We start from the raw sequence: 14,810 nt of genomic DNA on the forward strand, positions 1-14,810 counted from the left end.
TGCCGGCTCAGGCGCCTTCGGGCGGCGGCGGCAGGAAATCGACCTCGTGCTTGGCCGAGAGCGCGACGACATCCGCCGGCTTCTGCTCCGCCATGGAATGGATGCCCCAGAACAGATCGTAGAGCCGGCCGGTCGGCGAAACCCAGAACAGGCACTTCACCGTCGCGTCGCTCTTGTTGAACAGGCCATGCGGCACATTGCGGGGCAGGCGGATCAGGTCTCCGGCGGTGGCGAAGCTCTCCTGCCCGTCGAGCACGAGATCGAGCCTTCCCTCCAGCATGTAGACGAACTCGTCCTGCGTCGTGTGGATATGCGGCGGCACGAAGGTGCCCGGCGGGAAGGTCGCGTGCCAGGAGAAGCTGTCCTGCGACAGCGTCTTCGGTACATAGGTCTGGCCGAGGATGTTCCAGGAAATCGCGTCCAGGCCTTCATTGGCGCGTGTCACGCCGGCAGTCAGCGGCTTCATGATCTTGCTCTCCTCATCAAGCCGGCCAGCGGACCGGGCGGCGGTTGGCGGTCGCTGCTGCTAAAAATGCAGGAAGCGGTCCTTCACGGCGCTGTCGCTGCGCAGTTCGGCGCTGGTGCCGCGCCAGACGACGCGCCCCTTCTCCAGCACGACATGGCGGTCGGCGATCCGGACCAGCGCATCGACGTTCTTGTCGATGACGAGAATGGATTCGCCTTCCGCCTTCAAAGCCGTCAGGCAGTTCCAGATCTCCTCGCGGATCAGGGGCGCGAGCCCCTCTGTCGCCTCGTCGAGGATGATCAGCTTGGGATTGGTCATCAGCGCCCGGCCGATCGCCAGCATCTGCTGCTCGCCGCCGGAGAGCTGGTTGCCGCGATTCTCTCGCCTTTCCCTGAGACGCGGGAAGAAGGCATAGATCCGCTCCAAGTCCCAGCGCTTCTTGCCGGAACGATCTGCTGCGGTCGCAATCAGATTCTCCTCGACCGAAAGCGTTGGAAAGATCTGCCGGCCTTCCGGCACCAGGCCGATGCCGGCCTGAGCGACGCGGAAGGGCGGGGCGCCGGTCAGGTCGCGGCCGCCGAAGGCGATGCGTCCGGCCTTGGCCGGCAAGAGGCCCATGATGGCGCGCACCGTCGTGGTCTTGCCCATGCCGTTGCGGCCGAGCAGAGTCACCACCTCGCCCTCGCCGACGGAGAGATCGACCCCGAACAGGATCTGCGCCTCGCCATAGCCGGCATCGAGCCCTTCGACGTGGAGCATCGCTAGACCTCCTCGCCGAGATAGGCCTGCCGCACGGCCGGATCGGCCCGCACTGTCGCCGGCTCGCCCGAGGCGATGACGCCACCATAGACCAGCACCGTGACGCGGTCGGCGAGCGCGAAGACGGCGCTCATATCGTGCTCGACCAGCAGCATGGCGAAGCGGCCCTTAAGGCTCTTCAAAAGCGCGATCAATCGTTCGCCCTCCTCATGCCCGACGCCGGCCAGGGGCTCGTCGAGCAGGATGAGCTTTGGCTTGAGGGTCAGCGCCATCGCGATCTCCAGCGCGCGCTTCTCGCCATGCGAGAGGCTGCCGGCGGGAGCATGGGCGCGCTCGGTCAGGCCGACCGCCTCCAGCGCCTCCCAGGCGGGCGCATTGAGCGCCTCGTCGCGCGCCGCGTCGCGGAAGAGGGAGAGCGGGTGAGCGCTATGCGCCTGCACGCCGAGCGCGACATTCTCCAGCGCCGAAAGCGAGGCGATGGTCGAGGTGATCTGGAAGGTGCGGGCGAGTCCCGCTCGCGCCCGCTTCTGCGGCGGCAGATGGGTGATGTCCGTGCCTCCGAACAGGATCGCGCCGGAATCCGGCCGCAGCGTTCCGGAGATCTGGTGCACCAGCGTCGTCTTGCCCGCGCCATTGGGGCCGATCAGAGCGTGAAGCTCGCCCGGCGCGATCGACAGGTCGACCCCGTCGGTGACCTTGAGCGCGCCGAAGGATTTGGCGAGCCCCTTCAGTGCGAGCGCCGGCTCAGCCATCGCGGCGCCCTCTGAGCTTGGTCATGAGGCCGGCGATGCCGCCCCGGGTGAACAGCACGAAGAGCACGATCAGCGGCCCGAAGATCGCCTTCCAGTTCTGGGTCCACGCCGAAAGCACATCCTCGGCGATCAGGAAGGCCAGCGCCCCGACGATGGCTCCGTGGAGAGAGCCGACGCCGCCGAGCACGACCATGAAGATCAATTCGCCCGAGCGCTGCCAGGACATGAAGGCAGGGCTGACGAAATCGGTCTGGTTGGCGAGCAGGAAGCCGGACAGCCCCGCCATCATGCCGCTGATCACATAGGCGCCGAGCCGGACATGGTCGACATCGTAGCCGGTGACGGTGACGCGCACGGCGTTCTCGCGCGCGGCCCGCAGCACGCGGCCGAAGCGCGAGGCCACCAGCCGCCGCGCCAGCCAGTAGCAGAAGGCCAGCGTGCCGAGCGCGATGTAGTAGAAGCCGGTACGGTTGGCGAAGATTTCCCGGCCCAGCAGCGTGCTCTTCTCGTAGAGCGTCAGCCCGTCATCGCCGCCATAGGCGGAGAGCGCCTGCGCGAAATAGAAGGCCATCTGCCCGAAGGCGAGCGTGATCATGATGAAGGCGACGCCGCGCGTGCGCAGCGAGACGTAGCCGGTCACCGCCGCGAAGGCGGCACAGACGAGCAGGATGGCCGGCAGCGCGATCAGGAGCTCGGTCTGGCCCTCGGTGATCAGGATGCCGGCGCCATAGGCCCCGATCCCGATGAAGGCGGCATGGCCGAAGGAGACGAGGCCGCCGACGCCGAGGATGAGGTCGAGCGAGAGCGCCGCGATGGCGAAGATCATCGCCCGCGTCACCAATGTCAGCCAATGCGCGGGCAGGCCGAGCGCAGTCGCCAGCGGCAGCAGCGCGAGCAGGCCGAGGATGACGAGCGGCGCGAGCCGGCGGGCAGCGGGCAGCGCCGGGCGCCCGATGGCCGCGGATGTCGTGACCGCGCTCACGAGCGCCCCTTGGCCGGCAGCAGCCCCTCGGGCCGCACGAACAGCACCGCCGCCATGACGAGATAGATCAGCATGGAGGAGAGGGCGGCTCCCGTTGCGCGGGCCGAGGCGGGCGCCATGAACAGCCGCAGCAGGTCGTTCATGAAGGAGCGGCCGAGCGTGTCGACGAGCCCGACGATCAGCGCGCCGACAAAGGCGCCGCGGATCGAGCCGATGCCGCCGACGACGATGACGACGAAGGCCAGGATCAGCACCGTGTCGCCCATGCCGGGCTCGACCGAGAGGATCGGCGCCGCCATCGCCCCGGCGAAGCCCGCGAGCATGGTGCCGAAGGCGAAGACGATCATGAACAGCTTGCGGATATCGATGCCGAGCGCCGAGACCATCGGCGCGTTGGAGGCGCCGGCCCGGAGCAGCATGCCGGTGCGCGTCTTCTCGACGACGAACCAGAGCAGCGCGCCGACGCCCAGGCCTGCTCCGATCAGCGCGAAGCGGTAGACGGGATAGAGGATGCCGTCCATCAGCCGGACATTGCCCGACAGGAATTCGGGCACCGGCACGGAAAGCGGCGCCGCGCCCCAGATCATCTTCACCGCCTGGTTGAACAGCAGGATCAGGCCGAAGGTCGCCAGCACCTGGTCGAGATGGTCGCGTTCGTAGAGATGGCGGAAGACGAGGAATTCCAGCACCAGACCCAGCAGCAGCGCGGCGGCGAGCGCAAGCGCGAGTCCGAGCATGAAGGAGCCGGTCAGGCCGACGAAGGTCACGGCGAGATAGGCGCCGAGCATGTACTGGACGCCATGGGCGAGGTTGATGAAGTCCATCACGCCGAAGACCAGCGTCAGCCCGGCCGCGACCAGGAACAGCAGGATGCCGAACTGGAGCCCGTTGAGGAGCTGGACGATCAGGAGGCTTGTGGTCATGGGATCGGTGGCTCGCTCTGCCGTCGCGATCAACCTCGACCGTCATTCCGGGCGTAGCGAAGCGAAGGCCCGGAATCCATCGTAGAGCGCATTCCTTGCAGGACTCTGCCCTTCGATGGATCCTGGATCGGCGTCGCTTCGCGGCTTGTCCGGGATGACGGTGGCGGATGTGGCGCCGAGGCGCCTTATTTCAACCCGCAATCCTTGGCGTGCGGATCGGCGTAGTCGGTGAACACCTTCTCGGCGATCTCGGTCTGGAACTTGCCGTCCGCGCGCTTGGCGACCTTGACGAGATAGAAGTCCTGGATCGGGAAGCCGTTGGTGTTGAACTTGAACTTGCCGCGCAGCGAGGTGAAGTCGGCTTTCTTGATGGCGTCGCGCAGCTTGTCGGCATTGCCGGTGCCGCCGGCCGCCTTCACGGCGGAATCGATCAGCATCGCCGCATCATAGGCCTGCTGGGCGTAGGAGCCCGGCACGATCTTGTAGGCGGCTTCATAGGCCTTCACGAAGTCCTTCGTCTGCGGATTGTCCATGTTGGGCGCCCAGGTCATCCCGCCATAGAGCCCGACCGCCGCATCCTGCTGCGCCGGCAGGGTCGATTCATCGACCGTGAAGGCGGAGAGGAAGGGGATCTTGCCTTGCAGGCCGGCCTGCGACCACTGCTTGACGAAGTTGACACCGAGCCCACCGGGCAGGAAGGCGAAGACGACGTCGGGCTTGGTGGAGGCGATCTTGGCGAGGTCGGCCGAGAAGTCGAGCGCGTTCAGCGGGGCGTAGACCTCATCGACGATCTCGCCCTTGAAGTAGCGCTTGAAGCCGGCGAGCGAGTCCTTACCCGCCTGATAGTTCGGCGCGATGATATAGGCCCGCTTGTAGTTCTGGTCCTGCGCGTATTTGCCGAGGACCTCGTGCACCTGGTCGTTCTGGTAGGAGGTGACGAAGAAGTTCTTGTTGCAGGCCTTGCCCGCCATGGTGGACGGGCCGGCATTCGGGCTGATCAGGAAGGCGCCGGAATCGAGCACGGGCTTGGCGATCGCGCCGAGGATGTTCGAGAAGACCGGGCCGACGACGAAGGTCGGCTTCTCGCTCTCGACGAAGCTGCGCACCCGGTCGACTGCGACGTCGGGCTTCAATTCGTCGTCGATCACGGTGATCTTGACCGGCACGCCGCCGAGCTTGCCGCCATTCTTGTCGACCGCGAGCTGGAAACCGTCGCGGACCTGCTGGCCGAGAGCGGCGCCGGGGCCGGTCAGGACGCTGACCACGCCGATCTTCATCGGTTCCTGCGCCTGGGCCGAGGCCATGGAGAGGGCCAGCGCGCCACAACCGAGCGCGAGTGCGAATTTGAGAGTCGTCATCGATGCCCTCCCGGGACGAACGAGCGAAAAAGGAGGCGCGGCCGGGTTCCCTCGGACTTCTTTGGCTCGCGCCGGAGCATAATGTTTCAAGCTTAAAATATCTGCAAGGGCTGCATGCTGAAATTTCGCGCAGACGGTGCCCGCCGTCCATCCCCGGCCGCGCAAAATCTTTGCCGGCGGGCTGCATCCCCGGGGCGCGTTTGGAAGGCCGGGGCGTTTTCAGGAAAACGCCGTCGTACCGGGGCAAGCCCGGGACGACGGCGCGATCCTGCGAGAGGCCGGTCCGTTCAGCGAATGACGGACCGGTTCGCGTGAGCGCCCGCCCGCAGGATGGCGGCCGGGCGTCGTTGCATCAGGCGATGTCGAAACGGTCGAGATTCATCACCTTCGTCCAGGCCGCCACGAAGTCCTTCACGAACTTCTCCCTGGCGTCCGTGCTGGCATAGACCTCCGCCAGCGCACGCAGGATCGAGTTCGAGCCGAAGACGAGGTCGGCGCGGGTGCCGGTCCATTTCGCGGCGCCGGTCTTGCGATCGGTGCCCTCGAACACGTCCTTGGCCTCGGAGGCGGCCTTCCACTGCGTGCCCATGTCGAGCAGGTTGACGAAGAAGTCGTTCGTCAGCGCGCCCGGCCGGTTGGTCAGCACACCATGCGTCCCGCCATCGGCGTTGATGTTGATCGCGCGCAGGCCACCGATCAGCACCGTCAGCTCCGGCGCGGTCAGCGTCAGCAGCTGTGCCCGGTCGATCAGCGCCACCTCGGCCGGCACCTTCGCCCCGGCCTTCTGGTAGTTGCGGAAGCCGTCCAGGACAGGCTCCATCACCGCGAAGGAATGGATGTCCGTCTGCTCCTGCTTGGCGTCGGTGCGGCCCGGCGTGAACGGCACGCTGACGTCATGGCCGGCGGCCTTCGCCGCCTGCTCGACGCCGACATTCCCGGCCAGCACGATGAGGTCGGCCAGCGAGATTTTCTGGTCGCCGTCGGCCTCCTTGTTGAACTGGCGCCGGATGCCGTCGAGCACCTCGATCACCTTGGCGAGCTGGGCAGGCCGGTTGACCTCCCAGTCCTTCTGGGGGCTGAGCCGGACACGCGCACCGTTGGCGCCGCCGCGCTTGTCGCCGCCGCGGAAGGTCGCGGCCGAGGCCCAGGCCGTGCCGACCAGCTCGGAGACGGTGAGGCCGGAGGCCCGGATCTTCTCCTTGAGGGCGGCGATATCGGCCTCGCCAACCAGCGGATGATCGACGGCCGGCACCACATCCTGCCAGATCAGCTCTTCCTTCGGCACTTCCGGGCCGAGATAGCGCGAGCGCGGGCCGAGATCGCGATGGGTCAGCTTGAACCAGGCGCGGGCGAAGGCTTCCGCGAAGGCCTGCGGGTTCTCCAGGAACCGGCGCGAGATCTTCTCGTAGACCGGGTCGAAGCGCAGCGACAGGTCGGTCGTCAGCATCGTCGGCTTGTGCTTCTTCGACGGGTCATGGGCGTCGGGGATGACCGCCTCGGCATCCTTCGCCTCCCACTGGATGGCGCCGCCGGGGCTGCGGGTCTGAACCCATTCGTATTTGAACAGGTTCTCGAAGAAGTGGTTGCTCCACTGCGCCGGGGTCTGCGTCCAGGTGACCTCGAGGCCGCTGCCGACCGCATCGGCACCATGGCCGGTGCCGTAATTGCTGGCCCAGCCGAGACCCTGCGCCTCCAGCTCGGCGGCTTCGGGATCAGGACCCTTGTGGGATTCCGGCGCAGCGCCATGCGTCTTGCCGAAGGTGTGGCCGCCGCCGATCAGCGCGACGGTCTCCTCGTCGTTCATCGCCATGCGGGCGAAGGTCTCGCGGATGAAATGCGCGGCCGAGACCGGATCGCCATTGGCGCCGGGGCCCTCCGGATTGACGTAGATCAGGCCCATCTCGGTGGCGCTGAGCGGCGCGTCGAATGTGTCGAGCGGGCGATGGGTCAGCCAGGCGGTCTCGGCGCCCCAGTTCACGTCATTGTCGGGCTCCCATGTGTCCTCGCGGCCGCCGGCGAAGCCGAAGGTGCGGAAGCCCATGGTCTCCAGCGCGACATTGCCGGTCAGGATCATCAGGTCGGCCCAGGAGATGGCCTGGCCGTATTTCTGCTTGATCGGCCAGAGCAGGCGGCGCGACTTGTCGATGTTCACATTGTCCGGCCAGCTGTTGAGCGGGGCGAAGCGCTGCTGGCCACGGCCGCCGCCGCCGCGACCGTCCGCGAGGCGGTAGGTGCCGGCGGAGTGCCAGGACATGCGGATGAATTGCGGGCCGTAATGGCCGAAATCGGCCGGCCACCAATCCTGCGATTCGGTCATCAGCTTGCGCAGGTCGTTCTTCAGCGCCTCATAGTCGAGCTTCTCGAACGCCTTGCGGTAGCTGAAGGCCTGATCCAGCGGATCGGACTTGGCCGAGTGCTGGTTCAGCAGGTCGACGGGCAGCTGGCTCGGCCACCAGTCGCGATTCTGCCGGGCGCCGCCGCCATGGGCGACGGGGCATTTGCCCGTGCTGTCTTCAGTCTTCGCGTTCATGTGTCTCTCCGGGCTTGGCTGGGCTGAAGGCATGGTTCCATGACGATCGGAGCCTTGCCCTCGGGGAGCGGCTCCTCCTGTCAGGATCAGTGGGGCGAAAGGGCGTCGGGCGATCGGGGCATCCGAACCGGACGGGCTTGCCGAGCGAAGGCGGGGCACGGCACGCGAGCGGGCCGGCGGAAGCCGGGGGCCGAAACAGCGCTGGCCTTCGCGGTGCGTGGCGGTCGTGACATCTGCTGCACCCCTCTTCGCTGCTAGCCTCTTAGCAAAGCGGTTTCATTATTTTAATTCCGATTTTCTGATTGCATCGATAAGTTGAAATTATGACGAACCTGACACTCAAGCAGCTTCGCTATTTCGAGGCGCTGGCGCGGCACGGTCATTTCGGACGCGCGGCCGAGGCGTGCTCGATCTCGCAGCCGGCCCTGTCGATGCAGATCAAGGTTCTCGAGGGCGAGCTCGGCTCCGATCTCTTCGAGAGAGGCGGGCGCCAGGTTCGCCTGACGCGTTTCGGCGAGGGAATCGCGGAGCGGGCGAGGGAGATCCTGCGCTCGTTCGACGAGCTGGAAGGCTATGCCCGCGCCTCCCGCGGCGGGCAGGTCGCGCGGTTGCGCATCGGCGTGATCCCGACGGTCGCGCCCTATCTGCTGCCGAACCTCATCGGCGATCTCACCCGTCTGCATGGCGGCCTCGACCTCCATGTGCGCGAGACGCTGACGCCGAAGCTGGTCGAGGAATTGAACGAGGGGCGCCTCGACATGGCGATCGTCGCCTTGCCGGTGTCGGAGCCGTCCCTGACCGAGGTCGCGCTCTTCACCGAGAGCTTCGTCCTCCTCCGCCCGCGCGCGGATGACGGGAAGCCCGCCCCGAGCCGCGAGGCGCTGCGCGAGATGAGGCTGCTGCTGCTCGAGGAGGGGCATTGCTTCCGTGATCAGGCCCTCTCCTTCTGCAATACCAGACCGCGTGCCGCGCAGCCGCGTGACCTTTTGGATGCGAGTTCGCTGTCGACGCTGGTCCAGATGGTCGATGCCGGTCTCGGCGTCACCCTGATCCCGGAAATGGCCGTGGCGGTCGAGACGCGCTCGGCTTCCGTCTCCATCGTCCGCTTCGAGGCGCCCCAGCCCTCCCGCACGATCGGCATGGTCTGGCGCAGGACGAGCCCGCTGGCCCCCCAGCTCCGCGAGATATCGGAGGTGGTTCGCCAGTCGGCGAAGCCGTTGCCCTCACCGTGAGCGGGAGCGCGGGTCCGAGGCGTCGCGCAGGGCATCGCCGAGCAGGTTGAGCGCGAGCACCGTTGCCAGGATCGCGAGGCTCGGAAAGACCGCGAGCCACCAGGCGTCCAGGATGTTCTCGAAGCCTTCCCGGATCATGCCACCCCAGGTCGCTGCCGGTGGCGGCACACCGAGCCCGATGAAGCTCAGCGAGGCTTCCGTGCGGATCGCCGATGCCAGCCAGAGCGAGCTCATCACCACCACATCCGACAGCATGTTGGGCAGGATGTGCCGCGTCATGATCCGGAACGGCCCGCAGCCATAGGAGCGGCTCGCCTCGACGAAGTCGCGCTGGCGCAGCGTGATCGTCGGGGCGCGGGCCACGCGGGCGAAGGGCGCGATCTCGGTGACCGCGATGGCGATGATCAGGTTCTCCAGGCTCGCCCCCAGCATCGCCGCGATCATCAGGCCGAGCAGCAGGGTCGGGAACGCCAGCAGCACGTCGAGCACACCCATGACGAGCTGGTCGAAGAGGCCGCCGATATAGCCGGCGATGACGCCGATCGCCGTGCCGATCAGCATGGCGATGAGGATCGCGACGAAGCCGACGAAGAGCGAGATGCGCGCCCCGTAGATCAGGCGCGAGAGCACGTCGCGGCCATAGGAATCGGTGCCGAGCCAGAACTCGGCCGAAGGCGGCTCCAGCCGCGCGACGATGTTCTGCTCGAGCGGATCGTGCGGCGCGAGCCAGGGCGCGAAAACCGCGACGAAGACGATCAGGCCGAGCAGGACGAGGCCGATCCAGGCGAGCTTGTTCTGGCTGAAGGCGAGCCAGAGGCCGCCCGGCCGAATCTCGATGGTCGTGGAGGCGACGGCGCTCATGTGTATTTCACCCTCGGATCGACGAGGCCATAGGCCATGTCCGTCACGGTGTTCACGATGATCACGCAGATGGCGAAGATGATCATCAGCCCCTGCAGCAGCGTGTAGTCGCGGGCGTTGAGCGCGCCGATGATCAGCTTGCCCAGGCCCGGCCGGTTGAAGATGATCTCGGTCAGCACCGAATTGCCGATCAGCGTGCCGAAATAGAGCCCGACCACCGTGATGATCGGGATCAGGCTGTTGCGCAGCGCATGGGTGACGACGAGCCGGGTCGGGCTCACCCCCTTGGCGCGGGCGGTGCGGATATAGTCCTCGGTGAGGACGCCGAGCATCGCCGCACGCGTCACCCGCATCACATAGGCCGTCATGATGATGCCGAGATTGAGCGCCGGCAGCGCCAGCGCGCGCAGGCGCTCCGTCAGGTCGCCCGAGCCGCTGGTATTGCCCAGCACCGGGAACCAGCCGAGCTGGATGGCGAAGACGATCAGCATCAGGATGCCGGAGACGAAGGCCGGGAAGGAGAGCCCGACCAGCGAGACGACGCGCGCGACATAGTCGATCCAGCCATTGCGGCTGAGCGCGGCGGCGACGCCGAGCGGCAGGCCGAAGACGAGGCCGATGGCGACGGCGGCGACCGTCAGTTCGATGGTCGAGGGCAGGACGAGCAGCACCTCCTGGATGACGCTGCGGCCGCTGCTCAGGGACTGGCCGAGATCGCCGGTGAGCACCTTGCCGATGAAGGCGAGGTACTGGACATGGACCGGCTGGTCGAGGCCGAGCTTCTCGCGCAGCGCCGCGAGCGAGGCGGCGCTCGCCTGATCGCCGAGGATGACGGAAGCGGCATCGCCCGGCACGAGCCTGACCAGCACGAAGATCGCCGTCAGCATCACGAACAGCGTGGGAATGGCGAGCAGGAGGCGCCTGACAACGAAGCTCGTCATGCCGCGGCCCTTTCCTGCATCAGGCGTTGCGGCGCGAAGGCCGCGATCTCGCGCCGGGTGTGGCCTTCGACGACGAGCTCGGCCAGGATCGAGCCGACGACCGGGACGAGCTGGAAGCCGTGCCCGGAGAAGCCGAAGGCATGGAAGAGGCCGGGCGCATTCGGCGAGGCGCCGATCACCGGCAGGCGGTCGCGCGTCTGCGCCTCGATTCCGGTCCAGCAACGGGCGATGCGGACCCCGTGCACGGCCGGGAAGAGATCGCTCGACGCGCGCGCGCCCTTGGCCAGCTCGCTGAAATTCACCGTGCTGCTTTCCCGGTCGAGATCGGCCGCGCCTTGCAGGCCGCCGCCGATCACCAGCGTGCCCTGGTCCGACTGCTTGAAGGAGAGCGCCCGGCCGACCACGCTGACCACGGGGGCGAGCAGCGGCGCGAGGCGCTCGGTCACGATCATCATCGAGGCGCGCACGCCGAGCGCGATGTCGTCGCCGAACAAGGCCGCCAGCCGAGCCGCCCAGGCGCCGCTCGCATTGACCACGACCGGCGCGCGGAAGCGGCGATCGCCGCAGGCGAGCAGCCAGTCCGGGCCCTGCCGGTCGACCGCCTCGACGCCGCAGCCCTCGGCGATGACGACGCCCTCGGCCTCGCAGGCACGGCGGAAGGCGAGGATGGTCCGGTGCGGATCGGCCGCGCCGTCGCGTCGCGCGACCAGCGCGCCGACGCAATGCGGGCTCAGCGCCGGCACGAGGCGGCGCAGCTCCTTCGCATCGACCAGCTCCTCATGACTATGCCCGAGCGCGCGCATCTTCGCCTCGCGCTGGAGCAGGGCCGGCATATGCTCGTCGCGTTCCGCGACATTGACCTGGCCACGGGCGTGAAAGCCGCAATCGTCGCCGACGATCTCGGCGATGCGATGCCACATCGCCATGGCCTCGAGCGAGATCGGCACCTCCGCGATGTCGCGGTTGAGGGTGCGCACCCCGGCAGCCGTGGCGCCCGAGGCGTGCCGGCCCGTCCAGCGCCGCTCGATCACCGTGACGCGGCGGCCGGCGCGGGCCAGATGCAGCGCGGCGGACAGGCCGTGCAGCCCGCCCCCCACCACCGCGACATCGAAGGCCTCGATGCTCATGCCGCCGGCTCCTGCTCGTCGAGGCTGGCGAGTTCGCCGAGCGTCACGGGCTTCAAGGGCGGCCGGATCCGGTAGAAGCCGACCTCCTCGACAGGTCGGTTCTGAACCGCCGCGACGATATGGGCCATGGTGTAGCCGCATTGCCGCCCCTGGCAGGGGCCCATGCCGGCGCGGGTGAAGGCCTTGAGCTGGTTCGGCCCGGGCCGCCCCTGCGCAGCGCGGATGCGCAATTCGCCGGCCGTGACCTCCTCGCAGCGGCACACCAGCGTCTCGTCGGCGGGCGCGAAGACCTGCGGCCGCGGCGCGTAGAGAGCATCGAGGAAAGGCCGCAGCGCGAGCGCGCGTGACAGCGCGGCTTGCTCCGTGCGCGCGGCGGCCTCGGCCGCATCGTCCCGCAGCTTTCCGAGCTTGGTGGCGACACGCAGCGCCGCGAGCTGCCCACGCGGCTCGGCCGCCTCGGCCCCGCCGATGCCGGCGCCGTCGCCGGCGACGAAGACGTTTGCCTGAGAGGTTTCGCCCCAGGTGTCGAGCACGGGGATCTGGCAATGCTGGCCGGCATCCCATCTGACCGCGCAGCCCAGCGCGAGCGGGGCATGGATATTGGGCACAACGCCCTCATGGACGAGCAGCACCTCGGCGGCGACATCGCCTTCCCGGCCGTCCTGCGTGCGGTAATGCAGGCTTTCGAGACGCCCGTCGCCTTCGGCACGCAGCTCCGCGACATGGCGGATGATCGGGAAGCCGGCCCGTTTCAGCGCCAGCGACCAGGACAGGCCCTTGACGAGGTCGCCGAAGCGTCCGAGCCCCTGCGGCAGATGGCGCAGCGCAGCGCCGACCCGTCCGCGCGGCGTGGTGTCGAGGAAGCCGGCGATCTTGCCGCCCGCCGCCAGAAGCTGCGTCATGTAGAGCAGTGGCAGCGGCCCGCAGCCGGCGATCCAGACCGGCTTGTCCGGGACGGAATCGGCGGTCTTCAGCAGGATCTGCGCCGCGCCGACCGTCAGCACGCCCGGCAGCGTCCAGCCCGGGAAGGGCACCGGGCGCTCCTGCGCGCCGGTGGCGAGGATGATCGCCTCGGCCGTCACGCTGCGCGCCCGGCCGTCGCGGGTCAGGAAGGCGCGAAACCCCGGCTCGATCTGCCAGAGCTGGCTCTGCGGCTCGTAGAGGGCGCCGCAGGCGCGGAAGGCGGCGGCGCGGTCGACGCCGGCGCGATAGGCTTCTCCCAGCCGCGCCAGGCGCGGCGTCGCAGCGACAGTCTCGATGGCGCGCCAGATCTGGCCGCCGGGCGCCGACTGATCGTCGACCACCCGCACGGACAAGCCATGGCGGCGGGCTGTCACGGCAGCGGCCATGCCGGCCGGCCCCGCGCCGACGATCAGGAGATCGGTGTGTTGATCGCTCATGCCGAGAGGCTCCGGCGTCCCTGCTGGCGGGTCACGGACATCCCGTCCCGCACCGGGGTCAGGCAGCTCTGCACGGAGCCCTGGCCATCGACCTCGACGAGGCATTCGAAACAGACGCCCATCATGCAATAAGGCGCGCGGCGGCTTTCCGAGACCGGCGTGGTCCGGTTCCAGCCTTCGGGCTGGCGCAGCAGCACGGCGGCGACGCTCTCTCCGGCTTCGGCCCGGACCGGGCGCCCGTCGATATGGACCGTGACGGCGGACGGCCCTGGATCATGCAGCTTGCGGAACATCGAAGCGTCTCTGGTGGAAGGGAGAAAAGGTTTCGGGGAGCGAACCGGCCGTGATCGCCTCGGCGAGGGGATCGGCGTGGAAGGCCGCGAGCGTCACGCCGGAATGACAGAGCGCGACGAAGGCGCCGGGATGGCTCTCCGATTGCGCGTAGATCGGGTAGCCGTCGGGCGTCATGATCCGCAGGCCCGCCCATTGCCGGACGAGCCCGACATGCGCGAGCGCGGGAATGGTCCGGACCGTCTTGCGGCTCAGCGAGGAGGCGGCTTCGGTGGTGGTCGAGGCATCGAAGCCGACCTCGTCCTTGGTCGCACCGATCATTACCGTGCCTTCCGCGGTCTGGCGCAGGCCGCTGGCGGGCAGGGGCAGGAAGGGGGCGAGCCGCTCGGTGACGAGCACCTGGCCCCGTTCCGGATGCACCGGCACGTCGAGCCCGACCTGCCGGCCGAGAGCCACCGAGCCGAGCCCGGCGGCGATGACGATGCGCGGCGCCGTCAATGTCTCGCCGTCGAGCACGAGACGGAAATCCGCACCGGCCCGCTCGATCCGCTCGACGCGGGCGCGATGGCGGATGCTGCCGCCGAGGCGGACCAGCCCGCCATGCAGCGCCGCCAGAAGCCGCAGCGGATTGGCGTGGCCGTCATGCCGGCCGAAGCTCGCGCCCGTCACGTCGGGACCGAGCCCGGCCTTGGGCAGCAGGCGCTCCAGCGCCGGACGGTCGAGCATCTCCCAGTCCGGCTCGCCGTCGCCGCGCTGGTTGTGCAGGCGCATCAGGTCGAGGCGGCGCTTCTCGAAGGCCTCCTCCCCGAGGCAGAAGGCGAGGCCGCCATTCTGCTCGTAAGCGAGATCGCCGCCCGTCTCGGCTTCGAGCGCATCGGAAAAGCCGCGCCATAGCGCGATGCTCCGGCGTGTCAGGGCCTGATAGGCCGGCATGCCGAGCCCCTTGCCCTGCAGCCAGACCAGGCCGAAATTGGCGCGGGCCGCGCGGAAGTCGCCATCGTCGCCGTCGAGCAGCAGCACGTTCTGGCGCCGCTTCGCCAGGCCGTAGGCGATGGCTGCCCCGACCGTTCCCCCTCCGATGACGACGATGTCAGGCCGCATGTGAATTTCCCTTGCCGGCTGAGACGTTAGGGAGCCATCTTGTATTTCGTCAAAGTCGTTTTTTGCTGGTTCCTATTCTTCAGGGTT

General features: G+C 68.2%; 14 protein-coding genes. 1 reads left to right on the forward strand and 13 read right to left on the reverse strand.

The features are described from left to right. Positions 1 to 7: 7 nt before the first annotated feature. From GGC47_RS19055 to katG, 7 genes are all read right to left on the reverse strand, one after another. Positions 8 to 466 carry a cupin domain-containing protein gene (locus GGC47_RS19055; RefSeq protein ID WP_142023336.1) on the reverse strand — a complete coding sequence of 153 codons (459 nt, stop codon included), beginning with the start codon at positions 464 to 466 and terminating at the stop codon, positions 8 to 10. Positions 467 to 526: 60 nt separating this feature from the next. Then, complete coding sequence (locus GGC47_RS19060; protein WP_142023337.1) at positions 527 to 1,225, reverse strand: ABC transporter ATP-binding protein; 699 nt, start codon at positions 1,223 to 1,225, stop codon at positions 527 to 529. A 2-nt stretch (positions 1,226 to 1,227) separates the two neighbouring features. Next, positions 1,228 to 1,977: an ABC transporter ATP-binding protein gene (locus GGC47_RS19065; RefSeq protein WP_142023338.1), complete on the reverse strand. Its 750-nt coding sequence runs from the start codon at positions 1,975 to 1,977 to the stop codon at positions 1,228 to 1,230. Further along, positions 1,970 to 2,959 (reverse strand): branched-chain amino acid ABC transporter permease, encoded by a 990-nt coding sequence (locus GGC47_RS19070; protein WP_370954778.1) that lies wholly within the window; start codon positions 2,957 to 2,959, stop codon positions 1,970 to 1,972. Before GGC47_RS19070 ends, GGC47_RS19065 begins: the two co-directional genes overlap by 8 nt. Then, positions 2,956 to 3,882: a branched-chain amino acid ABC transporter permease gene (locus GGC47_RS19075; protein WP_112764760.1), complete on the reverse strand. Its 927-nt coding sequence runs from the start codon at positions 3,880 to 3,882 to the stop codon at positions 2,956 to 2,958. Before GGC47_RS19075 ends, GGC47_RS19070 begins: the two co-directional genes overlap by 4 nt. A gap of 185 nt (positions 3,883 to 4,067) precedes the next feature. Next, on the reverse strand, positions 4,068 to 5,240 hold the full coding sequence (locus tag GGC47_RS19080; RefSeq protein ID WP_038357646.1) for an ABC transporter substrate-binding protein: 1,173 nt from the start codon (positions 5,238 to 5,240) through the stop codon (positions 4,068 to 4,070). A gap of 352 nt (positions 5,241 to 5,592) precedes the next feature. Next, positions 5,593 to 7,770, reverse strand: coding sequence for a catalase/peroxidase HPI (gene katG, locus GGC47_RS19085; RefSeq protein WP_142023339.1), 2,178 nt, complete (start codon positions 7,768 to 7,770; stop codon positions 5,593 to 5,595). Between the two features lie 323 nt (positions 7,771 to 8,093). Here katG and GGC47_RS19090 point away from each other — a divergent pair, with 323 nt between their 5' ends. After that, entirely contained in the window at positions 8,094 to 9,002 is a 909-nt protein-coding gene (locus tag GGC47_RS19090; protein ID WP_142023340.1) for a hydrogen peroxide-inducible genes activator, read from the forward strand. On the opposite strand, the gene GGC47_RS19095 is transcribed toward GGC47_RS19090, so the two are convergent. The 6 genes from GGC47_RS19095 to GGC47_RS19120 are packed head-to-tail and all read right to left on the reverse strand — an operon-like array spanning position 8,994 to position 14,723. Continuing rightward, positions 8,994 to 9,863, reverse strand: coding sequence for an ABC transporter permease (locus GGC47_RS19095; RefSeq protein ID WP_112764763.1), 870 nt, complete (start codon positions 9,861 to 9,863; stop codon positions 8,994 to 8,996). The genes GGC47_RS19090 and GGC47_RS19095 overlap by 9 nt on opposite strands. Continuing rightward, positions 9,860 to 10,804 (reverse strand): ABC transporter permease, encoded by a 945-nt coding sequence (locus GGC47_RS19100; RefSeq protein WP_038357652.1) that lies wholly within the window; start codon positions 10,802 to 10,804, stop codon positions 9,860 to 9,862. Before GGC47_RS19100 ends, GGC47_RS19095 begins: the two co-directional genes overlap by 4 nt. Beyond that, positions 10,801 to 11,931 carry an NAD(P)/FAD-dependent oxidoreductase gene (locus tag GGC47_RS19105; RefSeq protein ID WP_142023341.1) on the reverse strand — a complete coding sequence of 377 codons (1,131 nt, stop codon included), beginning with the start codon at positions 11,929 to 11,931 and terminating at the stop codon, positions 10,801 to 10,803. Before GGC47_RS19105 ends, GGC47_RS19100 begins: the two co-directional genes overlap by 4 nt. After that, on the reverse strand, positions 11,928 to 13,331 hold the full coding sequence (locus GGC47_RS19110; RefSeq protein WP_142023342.1) for an FAD/NAD(P)-dependent oxidoreductase: 1,404 nt from the start codon (positions 13,329 to 13,331) through the stop codon (positions 11,928 to 11,930). Before GGC47_RS19110 ends, GGC47_RS19105 begins: the two co-directional genes overlap by 4 nt. Beyond that, positions 13,328 to 13,624, reverse strand: a complete 297-nt coding sequence (locus GGC47_RS19115; RefSeq protein ID WP_112764767.1) for a (2Fe-2S)-binding protein — start codon at positions 13,622 to 13,624, stop codon at positions 13,328 to 13,330. Before GGC47_RS19115 ends, GGC47_RS19110 begins: the two co-directional genes overlap by 4 nt. Next, on the reverse strand, positions 13,605 to 14,723 hold the full coding sequence (locus GGC47_RS19120; protein ID WP_142023343.1) for an NAD(P)/FAD-dependent oxidoreductase: 1,119 nt from the start codon (positions 14,721 to 14,723) through the stop codon (positions 13,605 to 13,607). The genes GGC47_RS19115 and GGC47_RS19120 overlap by 20 nt, the downstream gene beginning before the upstream one ends. Positions 14,724 to 14,810 lie beyond the last annotated feature (87 nt).

Origin of the sequence: Allobosea sp. OAE752 (assembly GCF_050433265.1) — a bacterium.
GTDB lineage: Bacteria > Pseudomonadota > Alphaproteobacteria > Rhizobiales > Beijerinckiaceae > Allobosea > Allobosea spartocytisi.

Excerpts from the sequence above, each read along its gene's own strand:
- GGC47_RS19055 (WP_142023336.1), bottom strand. The coding sequence starts at position 466 with ATGAAGCCGCTGACTGCCGGCGTGACACGCGCCAATGAAGGCCTGGAC.
- GGC47_RS19060 (WP_142023337.1), bottom strand. The coding sequence starts at position 1,225 with ATGCTCCACGTCGAAGGGCTCGATGCCGGCTATGGCGAGGCGCAGATC.
- GGC47_RS19065 (WP_142023338.1), bottom strand. The coding sequence starts at position 1,977 with ATGGCTGAGCCGGCGCTCGCACTGAAGGGGCTCGCCAAATCCTTCGGC.
- GGC47_RS19075 (WP_112764760.1), bottom strand. The coding sequence starts at position 3,882 with ATGACCACAAGCCTCCTGATCGTCCAGCTCCTCAACGGGCTCCAGTTC.
- GGC47_RS19080 (WP_038357646.1), bottom strand. The coding sequence starts at position 5,240 with ATGACGACTCTCAAATTCGCACTCGCGCTCGGTTGTGGCGCGCTGGCC.
- katG (WP_142023339.1), bottom strand. The coding sequence starts at position 7,770 with ATGAACGCGAAGACTGAAGACAGCACGGGCAAATGCCCCGTCGCCCAT.
- GGC47_RS19090 (WP_142023340.1), top strand. The coding sequence starts at position 8,094 with ATGACGAACCTGACACTCAAGCAGCTTCGCTATTTCGAGGCGCTGGCG.
- GGC47_RS19095 (WP_112764763.1), bottom strand. The coding sequence starts at position 9,863 with ATGAGCGCCGTCGCCTCCACGACCATCGAGATTCGGCCGGGCGGCCTC.
- GGC47_RS19100 (WP_038357652.1), bottom strand. The coding sequence starts at position 10,804 with ATGACGAGCTTCGTTGTCAGGCGCCTCCTGCTCGCCATTCCCACGCTG.
- GGC47_RS19105 (WP_142023341.1), bottom strand. The coding sequence starts at position 11,931 with ATGAGCATCGAGGCCTTCGATGTCGCGGTGGTGGGGGGCGGGCTGCAC.
- GGC47_RS19110 (WP_142023342.1), bottom strand. The coding sequence starts at position 13,331 with ATGAGCGATCAACACACCGATCTCCTGATCGTCGGCGCGGGGCCGGCC.
- GGC47_RS19115 (WP_112764767.1), bottom strand. The coding sequence starts at position 13,624 with ATGTTCCGCAAGCTGCATGATCCAGGGCCGTCCGCCGTCACGGTCCAT.
- GGC47_RS19120 (WP_142023343.1), bottom strand. The coding sequence starts at position 14,723 with ATGCGGCCTGACATCGTCGTCATCGGAGGGGGAACGGTCGGGGCAGCC.